Raw genomic sequence first — 21,440 nt, 5'->3', positions numbered from 1 at the left:
CGGGCGCGGGGGCGTTGCCCCGCGCTCCCCGGCTCAGACCGTGGCGAAATCTTCGCGGGCATAGCCCTGCAGGTAGAGCAGCGCGGTCAGGTCGCCGTGATTCACCCGCAGATCGCATTGCGCCTGCACCGAGGGCTTGGCGTGCAGCGCCACGCCCATGCCCGCCCGGCCCAGCATGCCGAGATCGTTGGCGCCGTCGCCCACCGCCAGAACGTCGGCCTCGGGAATACCGAGCCGCGCCGAGATCTCCTCGAGCGCCTGCACCTTGGCCTCGCGGCCAAGGATCGGCCGCGCCACCTCGCCGGTGAGCTTGCCGTTTTCCACCAGAAGCGTGTTGGCGCGGTTCTCGTCAAAGCCCACCAGCCCCGCCACCTTGGCGGTGAAGGCGGTGAAGCCGCCCGAGACCAGCGCCGCATAGCCGCCATTGGCCTTCATCGTGGCCACCAGCTCGCGCCCTCCGGGCATCAGGGTGATGCGGGTCTCGAGCACCCGGTCGATCACCGTCTCGGGCAGATCCTTGAGCAGGGCCACGCGCTCGGTCAGCGCGCCCTCGAAATCGAGCTCACCGTTCATCGCCCGCGCGGTGATCTCCTTCACATGCGCGCCGACACCAGCCTCTTCGGCGAGCTCGTCGATGCATTCCTGCTGGATCATCGTCGAATCCATGTCGGCCAGCAGCATGGTCTTGCGACGGCCCAGCGCCGGCACCAGATTCAGGTCGGCCTGATCGGCCACCGCCACGCGCAGCTCCTCGAGATTGGACGGCACGTGATCGAGCGGGAACTCTGCCGCCTCGCCCTGCGACAGCCAGACCGCCGCACCGCCGCCGGTGGCGTTGCGCAGCGACGACACCAGCGCGGTCTCGAGCGTGCCGGGACGGGCAATGAGCGATAGAATGAACATGGGCGCGACCTCCTGAGCGTTGGCGGCGCTTCTGGCATGGGCCGGCGTATTTTGCCAGACCTGCCGGAGGGCGGACCGTGGCCAAGAATTTTAGCTAAAATTCTTGGCCCTTGATCAGCGTTCGGTGAGCTTGAGCTCGATGCGCCGGTTCTGCGCGCGCGCTTCGGGCGAGTCGGCGGGATCGACCGGCTGGTATTCGCCAAAGCCGTTGGCCGACAGCCGCTGCGGCGGGATGCCCATGTCCTCGACCAGGAACCGCACCACCGACAGCGCGCGGGCCTGGCTGAGTTCCCAGTTGTCGGCGAAGCGCGCACCGGGGCGCAGCGGCGTGTCATCGGTATGGCCGTCGACGCGCAGGATCCAGTCGATGCCCGGCGGGATATCCGACATCACCCGCTGCAGGATGCCCGCGATATTGGCGATTTCGCCCTCGCCCAGCGGCGAGAGCCGCGCCTCGCCCGGCGCGAACAGCACCTCCGAGGAGAACACGAAGCGGTCCCCCTCGATGCGGATGCCGTCCTGATCGCCGATCACCTCGCGCAGCCGTCCGAAGAATTCCGAGCGATACCGCTCGAGATCCTCGGCCTGCGCCTCGAGCCGTCGGCGCTCTTCTTCCTCGAGCTGGCGGCGGCGCCGCTCCTCGGCGGCGACCCGCGCCAGCGCGGCGTTGAGCTCGGAGCCGAGGTTCTGCAGCTGCACCTGCGCCTCGGCGTCGCTTTCGCGCGCCTCGTCGAGCAGTCCTTGAAGCTGCGACAGCTGCGACCGAAGCGCCGCGACCTGCTGGTTGAGGAGCTCGCGCTGGCGCTCGGCCTCACTGGCGCGAGCCTCCGTCTGGCTCAGTTCGCTGCGCGCCTCCGAGAGCAGCGCCGCGCGCTGCTCGGCCTCGCTCAGCCGCGCACCGGCCTCGGCCTCGGCCGCCTTCTGCGCAGCCAGCGCCGCGGTCAGGCGATCGCGCAGCTCCTCCTGGGTGATCTCGGCCTCGCCCTGCTCTTCGAGCAGCGCCGCGAGCCGGCTGCGCAGGTCTTCGGCCGTGGCCTGCGCCTGCGCCAGATCGTCCTGCAGGGTCTCGGCATTGCCTGCCGCATCGCGGGCGCGCTGCAGCGCCGCCTCGGTTTCGTCCTGCCGCAAGAGCGCGGCGGCGAGCCGGGCGTCGAGATCCTCCTCGGCGTCGCGCGCCGCTGCCAGAAGCGTCAGAGTCTCCTCGGCGCGACGGCGCTGCTCTTCCAGCGCCATGGTCATCGCGGTCAGTTCGCTGTCGGCATTCTCCAGACGTGCGCGCAGGACGGCAGCGGCCTCGGCCTCGGCCAAGCGCTGCGCTTCTTCCTCGCTCAGCTCGGCCTGCAACGCGTCAACCTGCGAAGACAGCCCCCCGATCTGCGCATCGCGATCCGCGGCCTGAGCCCGAAGGTCCTCGATCAGCGCCTGCAGCGCCTCGCGGCGTGCGGCGGCGAGCCGGGCCGCCTCTGCCTGCGCGTCGACCTCGCTGCGCGCCTGCGCCAGCGCCAGATCGAGCGCATCGCGCTCGGAGGTCAGCTCGGCCTGCGCGGCCTCAAGGTCCTCCTGCGTGGCACTGAGCGCCGCGATCTCGCTCTCGGCGGCGTCGCGGTCGGCCAGCAATGAAGCGACCTGCTCCTCGAAGCTGGTAATCCGGTTGGCGGCGGCGGTGAGTTCCTCGGCCTGCCGGTCGCGGGTGGCGGTGAGCGAGGCGATGAGGCTCTGCTGCTCGGTCATCCGGGTCTCGGCATCGTCGATGGTGGTCTCGAGCTCGCCGATGCGGGTGGTCAGCGCGGTGTTCCGGCGCTCCTGCAGACCGAGGCTGCGCGACAGTTCGGTGATCTCCGAGGACAGACGATCAAGCTCACTCTCCTGCCCAGTGATGGTGTCGCGCAGCACCGACTGGATCACCATGAAGATCGTCAGCACGAACATCAGCACCAGCAGGAGCCCGGTCATCGCGTCGACGAAGCCGGGCCAGATATTGGCCTGAAAACGTGCCCCGGTGCGTCGCGACAGCGACATGGATCAGGCCCCGCTCTTGCCGCCGGCGCCACCGGAACCGCCGGGGCGCACCGGGCGGATGGTCACCGATTGCGGCTGCGCCTGCGGCGCGTGCGACAGCTTGGTCAGCGTCCGGTTCAGCGCCGCAAGATCGGTGCGCAGCTCGGCCATGCTCTCCTGCCGGCCGGCGGCGACTTCCTCGAGCAGGCGCAGCATCTGCACGTCGATCGAGCGCAGGCGCATGCGGCTTTCTGCGTCGAGCCCCTCGGAGGTCTCGCGCTCGGCCAGCACCTCGGCCAGCCGCTCCTGCCCCTCGGCGATGCGGGCCAGGGAATTGGCCGAGGGCGCCGTCGCCTCGAGCCGCTCGGTCATGCGCTCGACGGAATCCGCCAGCTGCCCGAGCCGGGCGTCGACCTCGTTCTGGCCCTCCTGCGCGCGCGAGAACATCAGCGTGAGCCGCTCCATCTGGTCGGTCATCTGGTCGAGCACCTGCTCGACGATGCCGGTGTCGCTCGCCTGTTCGCCGTCGCCCGAGAAGCTGAGCTTGGTGATGGTGCTGAGCCATTCCTCGAGCTCACGGTAGAACCGGTTCTGGCCGTGCCCGGCGAACAGCTCGAGCAGGCCCACGATCAGCGAGCCCGCGAGGCCGAGCAGCGAGGAGGCAAAGGCCACACCCATGCCGCCGAGCTGGCTTTCCAGCCCCGACATCAGGCGGGTGAAGACCTCCATGTTGGTCTCGCCCTCGCTGGGCGCGAGGCTGCGGATGGTGTCGACCAGCGCCGGCACCGTGGTGGCGAGGCCGTAGAACGTGCCGAGCAGGCCGAGGAAGATCAGCAGCGAGACCAGGTAGCGGGTGATCTCGCGCGCCTCGTCGATCCGTGTGGCGACCGAATCGAGGATCGAGCGGGTCGAGCTGGTCGTGATCTGCAGCCGGCGGTCGCGGCGGCGCAGCAGCGCGGCAAGCGGCGCCAGCAGGCGCGGCGGGCGATTGCCGGCATCCCGGTCGGTGACGAAATGCTCGATCCAGCGCACCGACTGGATCAGCTGCGCCACCTGCAGGAAGCAGGCCACGACCCCGAGGAAGAAGACGAAGATGATGAAGCCGTTGAGCCACGGGTTGGCCTCGATCACCGGCAGCACCCGGGGCAGCGCCACGAATCCACCAGCACCGCACAGGCCGAGCACCGCCAGCATCATGGCGATCTGGCGGAACGGCTGGCTGAAATGCGGTTCTGCCTCGAAATCGGCCTTGTGCATCTAGGTCCCTGAGAAAGTAGTTCGCGTTGGCCCGACCCTATTGCGGGGGCCGCATCAAGCCAAGTCGTTATCCACAAGCTGCCGTACACGGTCCCGCAACCAGTGCAGTTCCGCATCGGGTATGCCCAATTCGTCGAGATGGGCGGCGGTATTGTAGAGATACTCGGTGTTCGGACCGCGCCCGCCCACGGCGCGCGCGATGATGCCTGCCTGCTCCTCGAGCGGCAGCCCACCGCAATACTGCACGTGGGCGGCGTCGATCACGTAGGTCACCGCCTCGACCCGGCGGCCGTCCTGCAGATCCACGTGCAGCATCTTCTCGAGATAGGCCGAGGAGACCAGTTCGCGCTCGCGCAGGTAGGCGATGGTCGCCTCTTCCGTGCCGTCGGCGGCGCGCAGCGCCAGCCCCTCGCAGAGCGCGCCCGGCTGCTCGTCGAGTGCCAGCACCAGACCGGGCTCGGCCTCGCTGCCGCGATGGTGGATCGAGCGCATGCAAAAGCTGCGGTGATAGTCGGGCAGGCTGGCCTGCGCCGCCTCCGCCACCTCGAAGCCGGGATTCCACAGTAGAGAGCCGTAGCCGAAGACCCATAGCGCCATGGTTCTGGTCCTTTCCTTTGGCGGGCTGTAAACACCATCGGGCGTGTCCGGAAAAGGGGGGAGCCGCGGTGAAACGACTGACGCTACTGGTGATCGCGGCGGCACTGGCCTGGTCGGCCTATTGGGGCTGGTCGGCCTGGATGCAGCGCAGCGCCATCGAGGCGTGGTTCGAAGGCCAGCGTGCTGACGGCTGGGAGGCCTCCTACGAGGATCTGGCGATCCGCGGCTTTCCCAACCGGCTCGACACCACGTTCACCGGGCTGGTGCTGGCTGACCCCGAGACCGAAACCGTCTGGGAGGCCCCGCTCCTGCAGGTGCTGCAGGTGGTCTACAACCGCGACCACGTCATCGTGGCTTTCCCGGAGACACAGGTTCTGACCCGCGACGGGGCACGGCACGAGATCACCGCCGAGGGGCTGCGCGCCAGCCTCGTGCGTGACGGCGATCTGCTGCTGCGCGCCAATGCCGAGGCCGGGGTGCTGAACATCTCGGGCGAGGCGCCGCTGGCCCTGCGCGACCTGACCGCCGCGATCTCCCGCACCGAGGACAGTGACAGGCGCTACCGGATCGCGGTCAATGCCGAGGGCATCGCCACCGGCGGCGCCGCCCTGCCCGGCGGCAGCGAGGACGGGCTGGAGCTCGACGCGCATGTGACGCTGGCCGAGCCGCTGTCGCTCGGCGCAGCCGGCGAGCCGCGGCCGACGCGGATCGAGATCGCCCGGGCCGAGATCGGAAAGGACGCGCTGCGCCTCGCGGCCACCGGCGAGATGGACGTGGACGAAGACGGCTACCCCGAGGGCCAGCTCTCGCTCCGGGTCGAGAACGTGGCCGAGGCCATCGAGGCCGAGCGCCGCGCCGGGCGCGTGCCCGAGGAACTTCTGGCGCTGATCGAGGGCGGTGCGCAGCTGATCGCCGGGATCTCCGGACGGCGCGACACCATCGACGTGACCTTCGAGTTCCGCGACCGCCGAACCTGGCTCGGGATCCTGCCCCTCGGTCCGGCCCCGCAACTGCGCTGACCGCGACGCCCAAGAAAATTCGTCCGAATTTTCTTGTCCCGCCCGACACGTGGAGGAATTTTCGCAGAAAATTCCTCGTTTCAACACCGGGCGCATCACCCTTGCGCCGGGCGCGGATCCCGGGAACAGTGGCGCCATGAGTGACAGCCTTTCCCGGCGGATCGAGGCCAGGCGCGACGAGCTGATCGCGCTGACACAGGCGCTGATCCGCATCCCGACCCTGAACCCGCCCGGCGAGAACTACCGCGCGATCTGCGACATGCTGAAGACCCGGCTCACCGCTCGCGGCTTCGCCTGCGAACTGGTTCGCGCCGAAGGCGCGCCCGGCGACAGCGAGCGCTACCCGCGCTGGAACCTCGTCGCCCGCCACGAAGGCGCCCGCCCCGGCGACTGTGTACATTTCAACTCGCATCACGACGTGGTCGAGGTCGGCCATGGCTGGACCCGCGACCCGTTCGGCGCGGAACTCGACGGCGACCGCATCTTTGGCCGCGGCGCCTGCGACATGAAGGGCGGGCTCGCTGCCTCGGTGATCGCCGCCGAGGCCTTCATCGAGGCCCACCCCGACTATGCTGGCGCCATCGAGATCAGCGCCACGGCAGACGAGGAATCCGGCGGCTATGGCGGCGTGGCCTATCTGGCGGAAAAGGGCTGGTTCGCACCCGAGCGGGTGCAGCACGTGATCATCCCCGAGCCGCTCAACAAGGACCGCATCTGCCTGGGCCACCGCGGCGGCTGGTGGGCCGAGATCGAGACCAAGGGCGAGATCGCCCACGGGTCCATGCCCTTCCTCGGCGACTGCGCGGTGCGCCACATGGGCGCGGTGCTGGCGGCGTTCGAGGAGCGGCTGTTCCCGGCGATGGCGGCGCGGCATACGGAGATGCCGGTGGTGCCCGAGGGCGCCCGGCAGTCGACGATGAACATCAACGCGATCCACGGCGGCCAGCCCGAAAACCTACCGGATTTCGACGGTCTGCCGGCCCATTGCGTGCCCGACAGCTGCCGGATCGTGATCGACCGGCGCTTCCTGATCGAGGAGACGGCCGACGGGGTGCGCGACGAAGTGGTGGCGCTGCTCGAGGACCTCAAGGCGCGGCGCGAGAATTTCGACTACGAGATCCGCGAGCTCAACCGCGTGATCCCGTCGATGACCGACCGCGACGCACCGGTGGTGACCACGGTGACCGAGGCGATCCGCGAGGAACTGGGCACCGAGGCGACCTACGTGGCCTCGCCCGGCAGCTATGACCAGAAGCACATCGACCGCATCGGCAAGCTGAAGAACTGCATCGCCTACGGTCCGGGAGTGCTGGAACTGGCGCACAAGCCCGATGAATGGGTCGGCGTCACCGACATGCTCGACAGCGCGCGGGTGATGGGGCGCAGCCTCGAACGGCTGCTGTTGCCCAAATAGGTCCGTTCACACGTCGGCAAGCCCGGCCGGGCCGTCCACTGGACGCCCCGCCGCTTGTCAGCGGTTCGCTCCCGCCCTCTGGGCCTGCGCCTGACGGCGCTTCCGAGAACCGGGCCGTCCACTGGACGCCCCGCCGCTTGTCAGCGGTTCGCTCCCGGAACCCACAACACATCTGCCTTGCCGTCGTCATTGGCGATGCGCGAGGCGACGAAGAACCAGTCGCTGAGGCGGTTGAGGTATTTCACCGCGTGTTCGTTGACCTCCTCGAGCGAGGCCAGCTCCACGGCGCGGCGTTCGGCGCGGCGGGCCACGGTGCGGCACTGGTGCAGATGCGCGGAGACCGCCGAGCCGCCCGGCAGGACGAAGCTGCGCAGCGGCTCGAGCCGGGCATTCATCGCGTCGATCTCTTCCTCGAGCCGGTCCACCTGCCGCGCCACCATGCGCAGCACAGGATAGCCGGCCTCGGCATCCTTCGCCATGTCCGGGCGACCGAGATCGGCGCCGAGATCGAAGAGATCGTTCTGGATCCGAGACAATGCGGCGTCGAGATCGGCGTCGGCGTGCAGCCGGGTCACCCCCAGCACCGCGTTCAGCTCGTCGGCGGTGCCATAGGCCTCGACGCGGGCGTTGAACTTGGGCACGCGGGTGCCGTCGACCAGCGCGGTGTCGCCCTTGTCGCCGGTGCGGGTGTAGATCTTGCTCAGAACAACCATGGTCAGCTTCCTCCGCGGATCAGGACGAACAGGATGATCAGCACCACCGCGAGGAACTGCGCGATGATGCGCCAGCGCATCGCCTTGTTCGCGTATTTCTTGTTGAACTCGCCGCCCCGGGCGAAGGAGCCGATGCCGAACAACAGGATGCCGACAACAGCCAGCATGGCGATGGCCATCACGATGAACAGGGGATCGTCTTTCATTGTCACCTCCTCCGGGGCTTTGCCCGTGACATAGCCGCTCGGGCGGAAAAAGCGAACCTGTTATCGGGCGCGGTCGATCAGCGCATCCAGCGCGCGGGTCGGCAGCAGGCGCCGAAGACGCCCCATGAGATGCGTCGGGAACGTGACGTAGTAGCGCGGCTTGGGCCTGGGATGCTCAAGCGCACGCACAAGCTTATCCGTCACCGCCGAGGGCGGCAGCTCGAACCGATCCTTCGAGGGCGCCGCATAGAGCCGTTTGAGCAGCGAGGCCTCGTATTGCCGCGCCCGCGGCGATGCGCGCCAGTCGATCCATGTCTCGAAATGCGGCACCGAGTTCGCCCGGATGCGCGAGGTGATCGGGCCCGGCTCGATCAGGATCACATCGATCGGGGTGTCGCGCATCTCGATGCGCAGCACGTCGGTCAGCCCCTCGAGGGCGTATTTCGTCGAAACATACGCCCCGCGCCACGGCATCGGCACCAGCCCGAGCACCGAGGAACAGTTGACGATACGCCCGTGCCCCTGCGCGCGCATCACCGGAACCAACGCGCGTGTCAGCGTGTGCCAGCCGAAGACATTGGCCTCGAAGATTTCGCGCAGCGCGCCGGTGGGAAGATCCTCGACCGCGCCCGGTACGGCGTAGGCGCCGTTGTTGTAGAGCGCATCAAGCGTGCCGCCGGTGGCCTCGAGCACCTCGCCGAGAGCCCGGTGGATACTGGCCTCGTCACCGTAATCCAGCTGAGGGCTCTCGAAGCCCTCGTCGCGCAGACGGTCGCAGTCGCGTTCCTGCCGGCAGGAGGCGAACACCCGCCAGCCACGCGCGCGCAGCCCATGGGCAGCATCATATCCGATGCCCGAGGAACATCCGGTGATGAGGATCGTCTTGCCGGTCATGAGCGCCCTTCCCTGCTGCGGGCCGGGTAAGCCAAGGCGCGCAGCAGTTCAAGCGGCGCTCAGTCGGCGGCGCGCAGGAAGCGGGCGGACATCCAGCCGATCCGCTTGGTCTCGATGGCCTGCAGCTTCACCCAACCCTCGCCGGGATCGGTCAGCACCGCGACCTCGTCGCCACGCCGCAACTGGTTGACCACCGAATAGCCGGTGCCGGGTCCGTTGCGCACATTGACCACGTTGCCGGTGACGCGGCGCAGATCCATCGCCGTCTCGGCCGCCTCGGGCTCGGCCTGCGGTTCGGCACCGAACACGACCCGTTCGACCACGGCGCCCGGCGCGGCGTTCGACATCACGGCATCATTGCGGGTGTCGAGCGAGGCCACTTCAACGGCCTTTTCGGCCTCCACGGTGGCATTCGGCGTTCCGGCGGCCGCCGCGAGGGTCACGTCGAGTTTCGGCTCGATCCCATCGGATTTTGTGGGCGCCGCAGCGACCTGTGCCACCGACGTGAGATCGGCGCCGCTGATGTCGCCCCGCGCCACCTCGGGTGCGGCGGCATTGCCGTCAGGGAAGGTCAGGGAGGGGAGGCCGGCGGTTTGTGTGCCGGGCTCGAAATTTGCGCCGCCGGACATCTGATACCATGCCAGCGAGAGGAACCCGAAGGTCGAGACGATGAGAACGAACCGGATCATGACGAACGGCCCTCCTTCCAAAATTGATAATAAAAAGAGTCATAAAATGAGGCACGCGATGCGTGTGCCGTTGCCATCATGATAGCCGATTCCCGACGCTTTGGCGCGCCGGAAGCGGAAAATTTTCGCCGTGCTGTCGGGGACGGCTTTACCGTCCCGCGCTCGGCAGATATTTCAGCATCTATGAATGACATCGTCGATGACCCCAATATGAACCCCCGTGACGTGGCCGAGCCTCTGCGCCGCGCCATCGGCGACCGCTACCTGACCTATGCGCTGTCGACGATCATGAACCGGGCGCTTCCGGACGCCCGGGACGGGCTCAAGCCCGTTCATCGTCGTATCCTATATGCAATGCGCAGACTGCGTTTGAGTTCCAACGGGGGCTTTCTAAAGTCCGCAAAGATCTCTGGTGACACCATGGGGGACTTCCACCCGCATGGGGACGCGGCGATCTATGATGCCATGGCGCGACTCGCCCAGGACTTCACGATCCGCTACCCGCTGGTCGACGGTCAGGGCAATTTCGGCAACATCGACGGCGACAATCCGGCGGCCTCGCGCTACACCGAGGCGCGCATGACGATCATGGCCGAGGCGCTGCTCGACGGGCTCGACGAGAACTCGGTCGATTTCCGCCCCAATTACGATGGTCGCCTCGAAGAGCCGTCGGTGCTGCCGGCCTCCTACCCGAACCTGCTTGCCAATGGCTCGAGCGGCATCGCGGTCGGCATGGCGACCAACATCCCGCCACACAATATCGGCGAGCTGATCGACGCCTGCCTGCATCTCATCAAGGCCCCCGGCGCCGGCGACGACACGCTGCTGCAATACGTGCCCGGACCCGATTTCCCCACCGGGGGCGTGATCGTCGAGCCGCGAGACAACATCGCCCAGGCCTATCGCACCGGGCGCGGCTCGATCCGGCTGCGCGCCAAGTGGGAGGTCGAGGACTTGGGACGCGGCCAGTGGCAGGCAGTGGTTACCGAGATCCCCTACCAGGTGCAGAAGTCCAAGCTGGTCGAGCGCCTCGCCGAGCTGATCCAGACCAAGAAGGTTCCGATCCTCGCCGACATCCGCGACGAGAGCGCCGAGGACATCCGCATGGTGCTGGAGCCGAAGTCGAAGAATGTCGACCCGGATCTGCTGATGAACATGCTGTTCAAGAACAGCGATCTCGAGACCCGCTTCTCGCTCAACATGAACGTGCTGATCGACGGCGTGACGCCCAAGGTCTGCTCGCTCAAGGAAGTGCTGCGCGCCTTCCTCGACTTCCGCCGCGACGTGCTGTGCCGCCGTGCCCGGCACCGCATGGCCAAGATCGACAACCGGCTCGAGGTGCTCGAAGGCCTGATCATCGCCTTCCTCAACCTCGACCGCGTGATCGACATCATCCGCTACGACGACGATCCCAAGGCGGCGCTGATGTACGAGGACTGGTCGAAGCCGCATCAGGCGACGATCGCCCGCGCCACGGACGAGCGCGATTACCGCTCGCCGCTCGCCGGGATCGACGTCAAGGCGCTCGAGCTGCGCCCCGACCCGGAAGCCGAGGCCCGCGGCGTGCTGGCCGACGAGGGCACCCCGACGCAGATTCCGCAGCGCTTTGGCGGCCGGTCCGAGGGGCTCTCGGACGTGCAGGCCGAAGCCATCCTCAACATGCGCCTGCGCAGCTTGCGCCGGCTCGAGGAACTCGAGCTGGTCAACGAGCGCGACAAGCTGATGGAAGAGCGTGCCGGTCTCGAGGATCTGCTCGCCAGCGAAGACCTGCAGTGGAAGCGCGTCTCCGAGCAGCTGCGCGAGGTCAAGAAGGCCTTCGCCAAGGATCTCGACCGCGGCGCCCGCCTGACCACCTTCGCCGAGGCCGGCGAGGCCGAGGACGTGCCGCTCGAGGCGATGATCGAGCGCGAGCCGATCACCGTGGTGTGCAGCCAGATGGGCTGGATCCGCGCCATGACCGGCCATATCGACCTGAACCGCGAGCTGAAGTTCAAGGATGGCGACGGCCCGCGCTTCATCTTCCACGCCGAGACCACCGACAAGCTTCTGGTGGTCGGCTCGAACGGGCGCTTCTACACGCTCTCTGCCGCCAACCTGCCTGGCGGGCGTGGCATGGGCGAGCCGGTACGCCTGATGGTCGACCTGCCCAACGAGGCCGAGATCCACGACCTTCTCGTGCACACGCCCGGTCGCAAGCTGCTGGTGGCCTCGTCGGCCGGCGACGGCTTCATCGTGCCCGAGAACGACGTTCTGGCGCAGACCCGCAGCGGCAAGCAGGTGCTCAACGTCAAGGATGGCGTCAAGACGCAGGTCTGCAAGCCGGTCACCGGTGACGCGGTGGCCGTGGTCGGCGAGAACCGCAAGGTGCTTGTCTTCATGCTCGACGAGCTGCCCGAGATGGGCCGCGGCAAGGGCGTGCGGCTGCAGAAATACAAGGATGGCGGACTGTCGGATGCCACCACCTTCACGCTGGCCGACGGCCTGAGCTGGAAGGACCCCGCCGGCCGCACCCGCACCGAGGCCGCGCTCGACGAGTGGATCGGCAAGCGCGCCGGGTCGGGCCGCATGGCGCCGCGCGGGTTCCCCCGCGACAACACCTTCACCTGATCCGAGTTTGCCCTGCCCCCGCCGGTTTCCGCGCGGGGGCAGGGCGTGTAGCCTGCCCGCACGCGACCGCGACAGGAAGATTTCAGCATGGACGACGGCAATTTCGGCCACGGCGAGTATACCGGTGAAGGCAAGGCGCTGTTCTGGCTGGCGCTGCGCACCGGGTGCCTCACCCTGCTCACCCTCGGCATATATCGCTTCTGGGGCAAGACGCGGATCCGCCGCTACATCTGGTCCGCCGCCCGGCTTGAGGGCTCGCGCTTCGAATATACCGGCACAGGGCTCGAGAAGTTCCTCGGCTTCCTGCTCGCGGTGGTGTTCCTCGCGGTCTATCTCGGCCTGATCCAGATCCTGCTGTTCTGGTTCGGCATGACGATCTTTGCCGAGCCGCAAAGCCCCGAGCAGGCGCTGGCACAGGGCGCCGGTTTCTCGCTCTCGGCGGTGGCGCTGCTGCCCTTCATCTTCTTCGCGATCTACCGCGCAAGGCGCTACAAGATGGCCCGAACCCGCTGGCGTGGCATCCGCTTCGGCATGGAGAAGGCCGCCTGGGGCTATGCCCTCCGGGCGCTGGGATACTGGGCGCTGACGCTGCTCTCGCTGGGGCTGCTGACGCCACTGATGACCTTCCGGCTCGAGAAATACATGGCCGACCGGAGCTGGTTCGGCACCGCGCGCTTTGTGCAGGAAGGCCGCTGGACGGCGCTATACGGCTGCATGCGCCAGATCTTCGTCGCGCTGGCGCTCCTGGCCTGCGGCGGGCTGAGCATCGCGCTCGGCAAGGTGGTTCTCGCGGTGCTGCTGCTGCCCGTGGGCGCGGTCTGGCTGGTGATCGGGGTGATCTCCTACCGGGTGCAGAGCTTCGCCTACCTGTCGCGCCACAAGATGCTGGGCCGCAAGGTCGCCTTCCACGCCCATCCCCGCACCCAGACGGTGATCGGCACCTACGTGCTGGGCGCTTTGCTGCTTGGCCTCGGCCTCTCGGTCGCCACCGGCGTCTTCGGCGGCATCGTCGCCTTCGCGCTCTCTGGGCTTGATTTCGAGACCACCGGCCCCGGCTTCCAGCCGGGCATGATCCCGCCCGTGCTGATCACCGCCGCCGGCTACCTCATGACGCTGATCGCGGCGCGCGCGGGGGCGCTTGCGCTGATCACCCAGCCGATCCTGAAGCACTATGTGACCACCCTCACCGTCATCAACCTGACGGCGCTGGCCGACATCCGCCAGCGCGCCGCCGATACCGGTGCGGATGCAGAGGGCTTCGCCGATGCGCTCGACATCGGCGGGGCGATCTGAGCGCGATGCAGGGCGCGGCGCATCTCTATGACGGCCGGTCGGCGGCGCGGCATGCGGTCGAGGTGGCGCTCTCGCGCGAGCAGCAGGCGCTGGTCATCACCGGCGACGGGCTCGAGGCGCCGCTGGTCTGGCCACTGCAGGACCTGCGTGAGCTCCACGACCACGCCGATGACGACCAGCTCATCCTGACCCGCCATCTCGAGACCGAGGACGAATCGCTGCGCGACACCGCCCGGCTGGTGGTCGAGGACCCCGAGATGGTCGCGTGGCTGCGACGCACCCGGCCCCGGCTGACCCGGCGGGACCTTCGCGAGGGCACCTGGCGGCGGGTGGCGCTGCGCGCCGGCGGGGCGCTGGCCGCCGTCCTGCTGATGATCTTCGTCATCTTGCCGGCCCTCGCGGGGACCCTGTCGCGGCTGATCCCGGTCGAGAAGGAGATCGCCTTCGGTCGCGGCGTGAAGGCCCAGATCGAGCGCGTCTTCGGCGCCACCGAGGCCGGCGCCCTCGACTGCTCCGCCCCCGAGGGCGTGGCGGCGCTCGAGCGCATGGTGACGCGGCTCACCGAGGGGCAGGAGATCGGCTACCCGCTCGAGGTCAGCGTGATCGACCACAAGATGATGAACGCCTTCGCGGTGCCCGGCGGTCACATCGTGGTGATGCGCGGCCTGCTCGAGGGCGCCGGCGACCCCGACATGGTGGCCGCCGTGCTGGCCCACGAGATCGGTCACGTGGTCCATCGCGACCCGACGCGCAACGCCCTGCGCACCGCCGGCTCGGTCGGACTTTTGGGACTCCTCTTCGGCGATTTCACCGGCGGCGCGGCGACGGTCCTGCTCGCCGAACGCATGATCAGCGCCAGCTACAGCCAGGATGCCGAGGCCGAGGCCGACGCCTTTGCCTTCGACATGCTGCGCGGTGCAGGACTGCCGCCCTCCGCGCTTGGCGACATGTTCGAGCGGTTTCGCGAGGAATATGGCGATGTCGACGGCCCAATGGCGCATTTCGCCTCGCATCCGCGACTCACCGACCGCATCGCGGCGGCGGGCGCGGCCTCGTCCGGCGACTCACCCCACCGCCCCGCACTGAGCACTGACGCGTGGCGCGCGCTACAGGATATTTGCGACAATCAGGTCAACACACGGGACGCCGACTGACGTGGAGTTGTTCTCAAACCCGCATGCACCCGATTTCGGCGAAAAACGCGGCGTCTGTTAGGGCCAACATGTCGTTTTAGACCTGTTTCCCTCGCGTCCTCTTCGCTATCACCCCCTGTGAGACAGTTTCCAAGTCGCGCCTGACGCGACGCACTCTAGGGAGATACCGCCGATGAAGGTGCTTGTGCCTGTGAAGCGCGTGATCGACTACAACGTGAAGGTTCGTGTGAAAGCGGACGGAAGCGGCGTCGATCTGGCCAACGTGAAGATGTCGATGAACCCGTTCGACGAAATCGCCGTCGAAGAGGCCATCCGCCTCAAGGAAGCCGGCAAGGCCGAGGAAGTGATCGTCGTCTCGATCGGCGTCAAGCAGGCGCAGGAGACCCTGCGCACCGGTCTCGCCATGGGCGCCGACCGCGCCATCCTGGTGACCGCCGCCGACGACGTGCACGAGGATATCGAGCCGCTGGCCGTGGCCAAGCTTCTGGCCGCCATCGTCAAGGAAGAAGAGCCGGGCCTGGTGATCTGCGGCAAGCAGGCCATCGACAACGACCTCAACGCCACCGGCCAGATGCTGGCGGCGCTGACCGGCTACGCCCAGGCGACCAACGCCAACTCGCTCGAGGTCGACGGCGACGCCGCCACAGTGGCCCGCGAGGTCGACGGCGGCCTGCAGACCATCAAGGTCAAGCTGCCCGCCATCGTCACCACCGACCTGCGCCTCAACGAGCCGCGCTACGCCTCGCTGCCCAACATCATGAAGGCGAAGAAGAAGCCGCTCGACGAGAAGACCCCCGCCGATTACGGCGTCGACGTCGCGCCGCGGCTCGAGATCGTCAAGACCGCCGAGCCGGCGGAACGCGCCGCGGGCATCATGGTGGGCTCGGTCGACGAGCTGGTCGAGAAACTCAAGGAAAAGGGTGCGATCTGATGGCTGTTCTCCTTATTGCAGAAATCAATGACGGCACGCTGGCGATGGACGCCACCGCCAAGGCCGTGGCAGCCGCCGCGCCGCTGGGCGACGTGACCGTGCTGGCCGTGGGCGCCACCGCCAAGGACGCCGCCGACGAGGCCGCGACCATCGAGGGCGTGTCCAAGGTGCTGGTCGCCGAGGATGCGCTTTACGGCCACCGCCTGGCGGAGCCCACCGCGGCGCTGATCGTGTCGCTCGCCGGCGATTACAGCCACATCGTGGCCCCGGCGACCACCGATGCGAAGAACATCCTGCCCCGCGTCGCGGCGCTGCTGGACGTGATGGTGCTGACCGATGTCACCTCCGTGGTTGATGCCGACACCTTCGAGCGCCCGGTCTATGCCGGCAACGCCATGCAGACGGTAAAGTCGAAGGATGAAAAGAAGGTTATCACCTTCCGTACCTCGACCTTCGACGCCGCCGCCACCGGCGGCTCGGCCGCGGTCGAGGACATCGCCGCCGCCGAGGACCCGGCGCTGTCGGAATGGGTCGAGGACAAGGTGGCCGAGAGCGACCGCCCCGAGCTGACCTCGGCCAAGATCGTCGTCTCCGGCGGTCGCGGCGTGGGCTCGGAAGAGGATTTCGTGATCATCGAGAAGCTCGCCGACAAGCTTGGCGCCGCCGTCGGTGCCTCGCGCGCCGCGGTCGACTCGGGCTTTGCCCCGAACGACTGGCAGGTTGGCCAGACCGGCAAGGTCGTGGCCCCGGATCTCTACGTCGCCTGCGGCATCTCGGGGGCGATCCAGCACCTCGCCGGCATGAAGGACAGCAAGATCATCGTCGCGATCAACAAGGACGAAGAGGCGCCGATCTTCCAGGTCGCCGATTTCGGCCTCGTGGCGGACCTCTTCGAAGCGGTGCCGGCGCTGACCGAAAAGGTCTAAGCCCCGAGCCAGAGACAGCGAAAAGCCCGCCGGAAACGGCGGGCCTTTTTCGTGGCGATATTTTGCGGGAGCCCGTGCAACCATGCAGGGCGGCTGTGCAATCGCGGCCGTTGCCGCGGCGCAGCGAAGTGTTAGCTATCCAGTCAAATCCCATGCTGGAAAGGACTGACACCATGGCACTCAAGCTCAAGATCATCACCGCAAGCACGCGCCCGGGCCGCATCGGTCCGATCATCAGCAACTGGACCGCCGACCAGGCCAAGGCCCACGGCAAGTTCGATGTCGAGATCGTCGACCTCGCCTCCTTCGACCTGCCGCTTCTCGACGAGCCGAACCACCCGGCGATGCAGGACTACCAGCACGAGCACACCAAGAAATGGAGCGCGGCCATCGGGGATGCCGACGCGTTCCTCTTCGTGACCCCGGAATACAACTACTTCCCGCCCGCCTCGATCGTGAACGCGATCCAGGCTCTGGTTCTGGAATGGGCCCGCAAGCCCGCCGGCGTCGTCTCCTATGGCGGCATCTCGGGCGGCATGCGCGGTGCGCAGGAGCTGCGAGCCCTGCTGGCCAACATGAACGTCATGCCGCTCAAGCAGGTTGTGCCGATCCCGATGGTCTTCGGCGACATCACCGAAGAGCAGACCCTGAGCCCGAACGAGGAAGTGCAGAAGGGCGCCGCCGGCCTCCTTGACGAGCTTCACGTCTGGGCCGAGGCGCTCAAGCCGGCCCGCGGCTGAGCCTCGACATCGTCTCGACATGGAACGGGCGCCGGATCCCTCCGGCGCCCGTTTCGTTTGCCTGGCCTTCGGCTTCGGCTCAGCTCGAGACCTGCTCGCGCAGGATCGAGGCGGTGAGCGAGATCATCAGGTAGACGCCCGAGAAGATCAGGAAGGCGAGGATGGTGTTCTCGAAGCTGCGCGGATAGCTCGGATCCTCGGAGGCCACAGGCACCACCGAGGTCGTCAGGTAGCGCGCCTGGCTGTCGGCATCGCGGCGCGCCTGCTCGAGACGCTCCAGCGCCGATTGCAGCATCAGGTCACGGGTCGCCAGATCGGCCTCGGCAAGCTGCACCTGCACCGCGATCTCGGCCAGCGAGTTCTCGCCCGTGGTGGCGGTGGTCATGTCGGCATTGAGCTCGGCCAGCAGGTTCTCGAGCCGGCGCACCTCTCCCTCGGCGCCCTGTACGCGCGCCGAGTTGGGACGGGCATTGTCGAGCTGGGCCTGCAGCGCGAGCTTCTTCTCCTGCAACTGGATCTCGATATTGTTGATTTGGCTGCGCAGGGCGGCGATGCGGCCCTCGGGGTCGATCACCGCGCCCTCCTGCTGCATCCGCACCAGTTTCTCCTGCGCTGCGGCGCGGGCCTGCTCGGCCTCGGCGAGTCCCTCCTCGGCATCGGTCACCGCGTTCGACCGCTTGCGCAGCGACAGGTTGTCGACCCGCTCCTCGGCGTAGCCGATCAGCGCGCGGCTGAACTGGGCGGCGGTCTCGGGATCGGCGGCCATGATCTCCATCTTCAGAACGCCTTCGGTCGGGTCGTAGCCGATCTCGATATTGCGCTTGTAGAGCTTGTAGGCCTCCTCGTTCGAGGCGCCGGGATCGAGCCGCTGGATCGGGTCGATCCAATCCTGCTCGTAATGCGCCTTGAAGCCCTCGTCCCCATCGAGCCGCAGCATGGCGTCCTTCGAGAGCAGGTAGCTCTGCACCGCGATGGCGTCCTGATTGGTGGCGAACTGGGTGCCGGAGAACAGGCTGCCCATGGAGCTGCCCGAGTTCTCGGCCTTGAGGATGAGGAATTCCGACTTCGTGGCATACATCGGCGTGGCGACAACGTAGAAATAGTAGCCCGCGATCAGCGTCGGCAGCAGGACGAAGAACGCCAGCCGGGTCAGCAGCAGCATGAGCCGCTTGCGACGGCGCGCGGCAAGCTCCTGCTGGATCTTGGAGATCTCGGCGGCGCGGCGTTCGGCCGGGCTGGCGGTCTCGGTCGAGGGCAGCTGGATCTTGTTGCCGCCGGCGGGCACGGTCTGCGGCAGCTGCACCTTGCCATCCGGCCGTTGCGCGGGCGGCTGACCGGGTGCTGCGGCACCGGGCGGCACCGCCCCTGCCCCGCCTGCGCCACCGGCCTCCGGCACCACGAGCTCGAGCATGTTGGCGCGCTGGAACGGGTCGATGCCGCGGGCCCGCAGCAGGCGCACCGCGTCGAAATCCGAGGTCGGAGCGAGCCCGTGCTTCTGCGCCACCCGCCGCGCCATGCGCAGCTGGCGCCCGGTCAGCCCCTCGCGGCGGATCGCATCCATGTCGACTTCGCCCGCGACCTGCGCCGCCGAGCTGACCTCGCCTGCGCGGGCCTTGGCGGCCTCTTGCGAGGGCGCGAATTGCGGGCGCTGCCGCGGCGTCTCGCCGGGCGCGGACGACGCCTGTCCCTGTGCCTGTGCCGGCTTCGCGGCAGAGGCCCGCGCGGGTTGCGTCGGCTTCGCCGCCGGCGCTGCGGCGGCCCGGCTCGGCTGCTCGCTGCGCGGCTGCGGCGGGACCTGCGGGGCGCTGGCCTCCTCTGGCGCGTGGGAGACGGGGGCGCTGCGGCGGACGCGGAACTTTCTAGCCTTGGGTTTCGTAGTCATAGAGCTGCTTCGCTTCTTCCAAGGTTTCAAACATGTGCAGCTTGCCGTCCATCAGCACGGCTGCTTTGCGCGCGAACTTCTCGAGGATCTGCGGCTGGTGCGAGACGATGATGATCGTCGTGGTGCGCAGCCGTTCGGCAAGGATGTCGCCGGCCTTGCGGTTGAACTCGACATCGGTCGAATTCGGCATGCCTTCGTCGATCAGGTAGATGTCGAAGTCGAGGGCCAGCATCAGCGAAAAGGTGAACCGCGACCGCATGCCGCTGGAATATGTGCCGATCGGCTGGTCGAAATACTCGCCCAGCCCGCAGAGCCAGCGGCAGAAGCTCTCGACGTAGTCGGGATCGATGCCGTACATGCGCGCGATGAAGCGGGCGTTCTCGCGGGCCGAGATCTTCGAGACGACACCGCCCATGAAGCCCAGTGGAAACGACACCCGGCAGTTCTGGCGGATCTCGCCCTCGTCGGGCTTCTCGAGACCGGCCATCATGCGGATGAGCGTGGTCTTGCCGGTGCCGTTGGGGGCCAGGATGCCGAGAGACTGGCCCAGCTCGACCCGGAACGACACGCGGTCAAGGATCACCTTGCGCTGCACGCCGGTCCAGAAGGACTTGCTGACCATATCGAACTCTAACATCACCGTGCCTCGGCTCACCGGCGCCACTCGTTCTACCGTTGGCGCATTAAGCATGTCTTAGGTGCGAATTCAGGTGATATTATGGCCCGAATGGGAAACAAAGAACAATCCACCGCCCAGATAGCGCGTGGATTGTTCTCGATTAAGGCCGCCTCAACCATGCCATGTGGGCACGGCCCTGCGGCAGTGTCGGCCCAGCCTCAGGCGTAGGCGCCCCAGAGCAGCCCAGCGATCATCGCGCCCAGAATGGCGTAGCCGAGATAGGCCGCAAAGACCCGCGGCTTGACCAGCGCCCAGACCGCGACCGCGGCAGGGATGCAGCTCACGCCGCCGGCCACCACGAAGCTCATCGCCGCCCCCGGCGCCATGCCCTGCGTCAGCAGCGCGTCGACCAGCGGCACCGCGGCGTAGCCGTTGAGATAGGCAGGCGCCCCGACGAAGGCCCCGAGCAGCACCGGCCACAGCCCCGTACCGCCAAGTAGGTTCGCGATCATCTCGGCGGGGATGTGGCGCAGCATCACCGCTTCGAGCAGGTAGGCCAGCAGCAGCCACTTGAGCAGGAAGACAAAGTTCGTCACGGCCTCGGTACGGAAGGTCTCGCGGCGCTCGGCCTCACCCCAGAAGCGCCAGACCGGCTTGCCCTGGAACGGCTTTTTCACACCGCAGCAGCCGCCGACCTGCGGCTTCTCGCGCAGCGGATCGGCAAAGACCGGGCTGTTCTTGAGCATCATCGTCCCGACACCGCCCAAGAGGCCGATGCCCACCGCCGCCAACGTCTTGCCGATGGCGAAATCCCAGCCCAGCGTACCCGAGGTGATCAGGAACATCGCCGGGTCCATCAGCGGTGACGCCAGCCAGAACGCCATCACGGCACTCAGCGGTGCGCCCACTGCCAGAAGCGCCGCGATGAACGGGATCACCTGACAGGAACAGAAGGGCGAGAGCCCGCCCAGCAGCGCGGCCAGCACGATCATCCGGGTCTCGCGCCCCTCGAAGGCGCGCGACAGCAGCGTCTCGGCCCCGGCGGCCTTCACATAGGCCACCGCAAGCACTGCGAAGAGGATGAACGGCGCGGTGCCCAGAAGCGCCTCCACCGCGAAGCCGATGGTCGGCCAGAGCTGCGCCGGCTCTGCCAGCGCGACGCCCGCAAGAACCGCGGCGCTTGCGGCCCAGGCCTTGTCGATCTTCGGCAGGCGGCTTGTGGGGGTAGTGGTATCAGCCATGGTCGTGCTCCGTGTCGCCGCAATCCGCGCAGCATTGGGTGAGAAGGAAATCCGACAGCGCACGCACCTCGTCATAGGCGGCGGCGGCGCAGATGATACTGCGCCCTTCGCGGGCCTGCTGCACCAGCCCGGCCTGGGTCAGGATGCGCAGGTGATGGGTGAGCGTGGAGCCGGTAACTCCGGCGCGCTGGCCAAGCTCACCGATGCTGAGCCCCGCGGGCCCGGAGCGCACCAGCACCTTGAGGACGTTGAGCCGCTGCTCGGAACCGAGTGCCGCGAATTTCGAGGCGGCGACTTCAAGCGCCATCTCCTGGGTGTGGGTCGGGGATGTCTCATTTTTCATATTTCCAGAATTAT

The 21,440-nt window shown here is 67.7% G+C and carries 20 protein-coding genes; 8 read left to right on the top strand and 12 right to left on the bottom strand.

Annotation, left to right across the window (positions count from 1 at the left end; all coding sequences use genetic code 11):
• Nucleotides 1-33: 33 nt before the first annotated feature.
• From serB to R2601_RS03690, 4 genes are all read right to left on the bottom strand, one after another.
• Nucleotides 34-903 (bottom strand): phosphoserine phosphatase SerB, encoded by an 870-nt coding sequence (gene serB, locus R2601_RS03705; RefSeq protein WP_007793773.1) that lies wholly within the window; start codon nt 901-903, stop codon nt 34-36.
• A 114-nt stretch (nt 904-1,017) separates the two neighbouring features.
• A complete protein-coding gene (locus R2601_RS03700; RefSeq protein ID WP_007793770.1) occupies nt 1,018-2,922 on the bottom strand; it encodes a peptidoglycan -binding protein in 1,905 nt (634 codons plus the stop codon).
• Between the two features lie 3 nt (nt 2,923-2,925).
• The gene (locus tag R2601_RS03695; RefSeq protein ID WP_007793767.1) at nt 2,926-4,158 is read right to left on the bottom strand and encodes a hypothetical protein; all 1,233 of its coding nucleotides are present in this window, start codon (nt 4,156-4,158) and stop codon (nt 2,926-2,928) included.
• Between the two features lie 54 nt (nt 4,159-4,212).
• Nucleotides 4,213-4,755, bottom strand: a complete 543-nt coding sequence (locus R2601_RS03690; RefSeq protein ID WP_007793751.1) for a gamma-glutamylcyclotransferase — start codon at nt 4,753-4,755, stop codon at nt 4,213-4,215.
• Nucleotides 4,756-4,823: 68 nt separating this feature from the next.
• Between R2601_RS03690 and R2601_RS03685 the strand changes: the two genes are divergently transcribed.
• On the top strand, nt 4,824-5,774 hold the full coding sequence (locus tag R2601_RS03685) for a DUF2125 domain-containing protein (RefSeq protein ID WP_040544335.1): 951 nt from the start codon (nt 4,824-4,826) through the stop codon (nt 5,772-5,774).
• 136 nt (nt 5,775-5,910) lie between these two features.
• Nucleotides 5,911-7,188: an acetylornithine deacetylase/succinyl-diaminopimelate desuccinylase family protein gene (locus tag R2601_RS03680; RefSeq protein ID WP_040545103.1), complete on the top strand. Its 1,278-nt coding sequence runs from the start codon at nt 5,911-5,913 to the stop codon at nt 7,186-7,188.
• Between the two features lie 140 nt (nt 7,189-7,328).
• Here R2601_RS03680 and R2601_RS03675 read toward each other — a convergent pair whose 3' ends face one another.
• From R2601_RS03675 to R2601_RS03660, 4 genes are read right to left on the bottom strand one after another with little or no spacing between them, the layout of a single operon-like run.
• Entirely contained in the window at nt 7,329-7,901 is a 573-nt protein-coding gene (locus R2601_RS03675; protein ID WP_007793742.1) for a cob(I)yrinic acid a,c-diamide adenosyltransferase, read from the bottom strand.
• 2 nt (nt 7,902-7,903) lie between these two features.
• Entirely contained in the window at nt 7,904-8,107 is a 204-nt protein-coding gene (locus tag R2601_RS03670; protein ID WP_007793740.1) for a twin transmembrane helix small protein, read from the bottom strand.
• A 60-nt stretch (nt 8,108-8,167) separates the two neighbouring features.
• Nucleotides 8,168-9,001: an SDR family NAD(P)-dependent oxidoreductase gene (locus tag R2601_RS03665; RefSeq protein ID WP_007793736.1), complete on the bottom strand. Its 834-nt coding sequence runs from the start codon at nt 8,999-9,001 to the stop codon at nt 8,168-8,170.
• 59 nt (nt 9,002-9,060) lie between these two features.
• On the bottom strand, nt 9,061-9,690 hold the full coding sequence (locus R2601_RS03660) for an SH3 domain-containing protein (protein ID WP_007793733.1): 630 nt from the start codon (nt 9,688-9,690) through the stop codon (nt 9,061-9,063).
• Between the two features lie 183 nt (nt 9,691-9,873).
• On the opposite strand from R2601_RS03660, the gene R2601_RS03655 reads away from it, so the two are divergent.
• From R2601_RS03655 to R2601_RS03630, 6 genes are all read left to right on the top strand, one after another.
• Nucleotides 9,874-12,297 (top strand): DNA topoisomerase IV subunit A, encoded by a 2,424-nt coding sequence (locus R2601_RS03655; protein WP_007793731.1) that lies wholly within the window; start codon nt 9,874-9,876, stop codon nt 12,295-12,297.
• Nucleotides 12,298-12,384: 87 nt separating this feature from the next.
• Nucleotides 12,385-13,590: a DUF898 family protein gene (locus tag R2601_RS03650; protein WP_007793729.1), complete on the top strand. Its 1,206-nt coding sequence runs from the start codon at nt 12,385-12,387 to the stop codon at nt 13,588-13,590.
• Between the two features lie 5 nt (nt 13,591-13,595).
• Nucleotides 13,596-14,744 carry a M48 family metallopeptidase gene (locus R2601_RS03645; protein ID WP_007793726.1) on the top strand — a complete coding sequence of 383 codons (1,149 nt, stop codon included), beginning with the start codon at nt 13,596-13,598 and terminating at the stop codon, nt 14,742-14,744.
• Between the two features lie 172 nt (nt 14,745-14,916).
• Nucleotides 14,917-15,675, top strand: coding sequence for an electron transfer flavoprotein subunit beta/FixA family protein (locus R2601_RS03640; RefSeq protein ID WP_007793723.1), 759 nt, complete (start codon nt 14,917-14,919; stop codon nt 15,673-15,675).
• Nucleotides 15,675-16,601: an electron transfer flavoprotein subunit alpha/FixB family protein gene (locus R2601_RS03635; protein WP_007793720.1), complete on the top strand. Its 927-nt coding sequence runs from the start codon at nt 15,675-15,677 to the stop codon at nt 16,599-16,601. The genes R2601_RS03640 and R2601_RS03635 overlap by 1 nt, the downstream gene beginning before the upstream one ends.
• Nucleotides 16,602-16,774: 173 nt before the next feature.
• Complete coding sequence (locus R2601_RS03630) at nt 16,775-17,341, top strand: NADPH-dependent FMN reductase (RefSeq protein ID WP_007793717.1); 567 nt, start codon at nt 16,775-16,777, stop codon at nt 17,339-17,341.
• 79 nt (nt 17,342-17,420) lie between these two features.
• On the opposite strand, the gene R2601_RS03625 is transcribed toward R2601_RS03630, so the two are convergent.
• The 4 genes from R2601_RS03625 to R2601_RS03610 all read right to left on the bottom strand — a co-directional run bounded on the left by R2601_RS03625 (nt 17,421) and on the right by R2601_RS03610 (nt 21,426).
• On the bottom strand, nt 17,421-19,223 hold the full coding sequence (locus tag R2601_RS03625; RefSeq protein ID WP_007793713.1) for a KpsE/RkpR family capsule polysaccharide export protein: 1,803 nt from the start codon (nt 19,221-19,223) through the stop codon (nt 17,421-17,423).
• The gene (locus tag R2601_RS03620; RefSeq protein ID WP_007793709.1) at nt 19,201-19,860 is read right to left on the bottom strand and encodes an ABC transporter ATP-binding protein; all 660 of its coding nucleotides are present in this window, start codon (nt 19,858-19,860) and stop codon (nt 19,201-19,203) included. Before R2601_RS03620 ends, R2601_RS03625 begins: the two co-directional genes overlap by 23 nt.
• A 200-nt stretch (nt 19,861-20,060) precedes the next feature.
• Nucleotides 20,061-21,083, bottom strand: coding sequence for a permease (locus R2601_RS03615; RefSeq protein ID WP_007793707.1), 1,023 nt, complete (start codon nt 21,081-21,083; stop codon nt 20,061-20,063).
• Nucleotides 21,076-21,426: an ArsR/SmtB family transcription factor gene (locus tag R2601_RS03610; RefSeq protein WP_040544333.1), complete on the bottom strand. Its 351-nt coding sequence runs from the start codon at nt 21,424-21,426 to the stop codon at nt 21,076-21,078. The genes R2601_RS03615 and R2601_RS03610 overlap by 8 nt, the downstream gene beginning before the upstream one ends.
• Nucleotides 21,427-21,440 lie beyond the last annotated feature (14 nt).

Source organism: Salipiger bermudensis HTCC2601 (assembly GCF_000153725.1).
GTDB lineage: Bacteria > Pseudomonadota > Alphaproteobacteria > Rhodobacterales > Rhodobacteraceae > Salipiger > Salipiger bermudensis.
Note: the sequence above shows the minus strand (reverse complement) of the source record. Positions and strands in the feature narration are given on the sequence as shown.

What these genes read in the sequence shown, in the direction of transcription:
- serB (WP_007793773.1), bottom strand. Translation starts at nt 903, where the DNA reads ATGTTCATTCTATCGCTCATTGCCCGTCCCGGCACGCTCGAGACCGCG.
- R2601_RS03700 (WP_007793770.1), bottom strand. Translation starts at nt 2,922, where the DNA reads ATGTCGCTGTCGCGACGCACCGGGGCACGTTTTCAGGCCAATATCTGG.
- R2601_RS03695 (WP_007793767.1), bottom strand. Translation starts at nt 4,158, where the DNA reads ATGCACAAGGCCGATTTCGAGGCAGAACCGCATTTCAGCCAGCCGTTC.
- R2601_RS03690 (WP_007793751.1), bottom strand. Translation starts at nt 4,755, where the DNA reads ATGGCGCTATGGGTCTTCGGCTACGGCTCTCTACTGTGGAATCCCGGC.
- R2601_RS03680 (WP_040545103.1), top strand. Translation starts at nt 5,911, where the DNA reads ATGAGTGACAGCCTTTCCCGGCGGATCGAGGCCAGGCGCGACGAGCTG.
- R2601_RS03675 (WP_007793742.1), bottom strand. Translation starts at nt 7,901, where the DNA reads ATGGTTGTTCTGAGCAAGATCTACACCCGCACCGGCGACAAGGGCGAC.
- R2601_RS03670 (WP_007793740.1), bottom strand. Translation starts at nt 8,107, where the DNA reads ATGAAAGACGATCCCCTGTTCATCGTGATGGCCATCGCCATGCTGGCT.
- R2601_RS03665 (WP_007793736.1), bottom strand. Translation starts at nt 9,001, where the DNA reads ATGACCGGCAAGACGATCCTCATCACCGGATGTTCCTCGGGCATCGGA.
- R2601_RS03660 (WP_007793733.1), bottom strand. Translation starts at nt 9,690, where the DNA reads ATGATCCGGTTCGTTCTCATCGTCTCGACCTTCGGGTTCCTCTCGCTG.
- R2601_RS03655 (WP_007793731.1), top strand. Translation starts at nt 9,874, where the DNA reads ATGAATGACATCGTCGATGACCCCAATATGAACCCCCGTGACGTGGCC.
- R2601_RS03650 (WP_007793729.1), top strand. Translation starts at nt 12,385, where the DNA reads ATGGACGACGGCAATTTCGGCCACGGCGAGTATACCGGTGAAGGCAAG.
- R2601_RS03645 (WP_007793726.1), top strand. Translation starts at nt 13,596, where the DNA reads ATGCAGGGCGCGGCGCATCTCTATGACGGCCGGTCGGCGGCGCGGCAT.
- R2601_RS03640 (WP_007793723.1), top strand. Translation starts at nt 14,917, where the DNA reads ATGAAGGTGCTTGTGCCTGTGAAGCGCGTGATCGACTACAACGTGAAG.
- R2601_RS03635 (WP_007793720.1), top strand. Translation starts at nt 15,675, where the DNA reads ATGGCTGTTCTCCTTATTGCAGAAATCAATGACGGCACGCTGGCGATG.
- R2601_RS03630 (WP_007793717.1), top strand. Translation starts at nt 16,775, where the DNA reads ATGGCACTCAAGCTCAAGATCATCACCGCAAGCACGCGCCCGGGCCGC.
- R2601_RS03625 (WP_007793713.1), bottom strand. Translation starts at nt 19,223, where the DNA reads ATGACTACGAAACCCAAGGCTAGAAAGTTCCGCGTCCGCCGCAGCGCC.
- R2601_RS03620 (WP_007793709.1), bottom strand. Translation starts at nt 19,860, where the DNA reads ATGTTAGAGTTCGATATGGTCAGCAAGTCCTTCTGGACCGGCGTGCAG.
- R2601_RS03615 (WP_007793707.1), bottom strand. Translation starts at nt 21,083, where the DNA reads ATGGCTGATACCACTACCCCCACAAGCCGCCTGCCGAAGATCGACAAG.
- R2601_RS03610 (WP_040544333.1), bottom strand. Translation starts at nt 21,426, where the DNA reads ATGAAAAATGAGACATCCCCGACCCACACCCAGGAGATGGCGCTTGAA.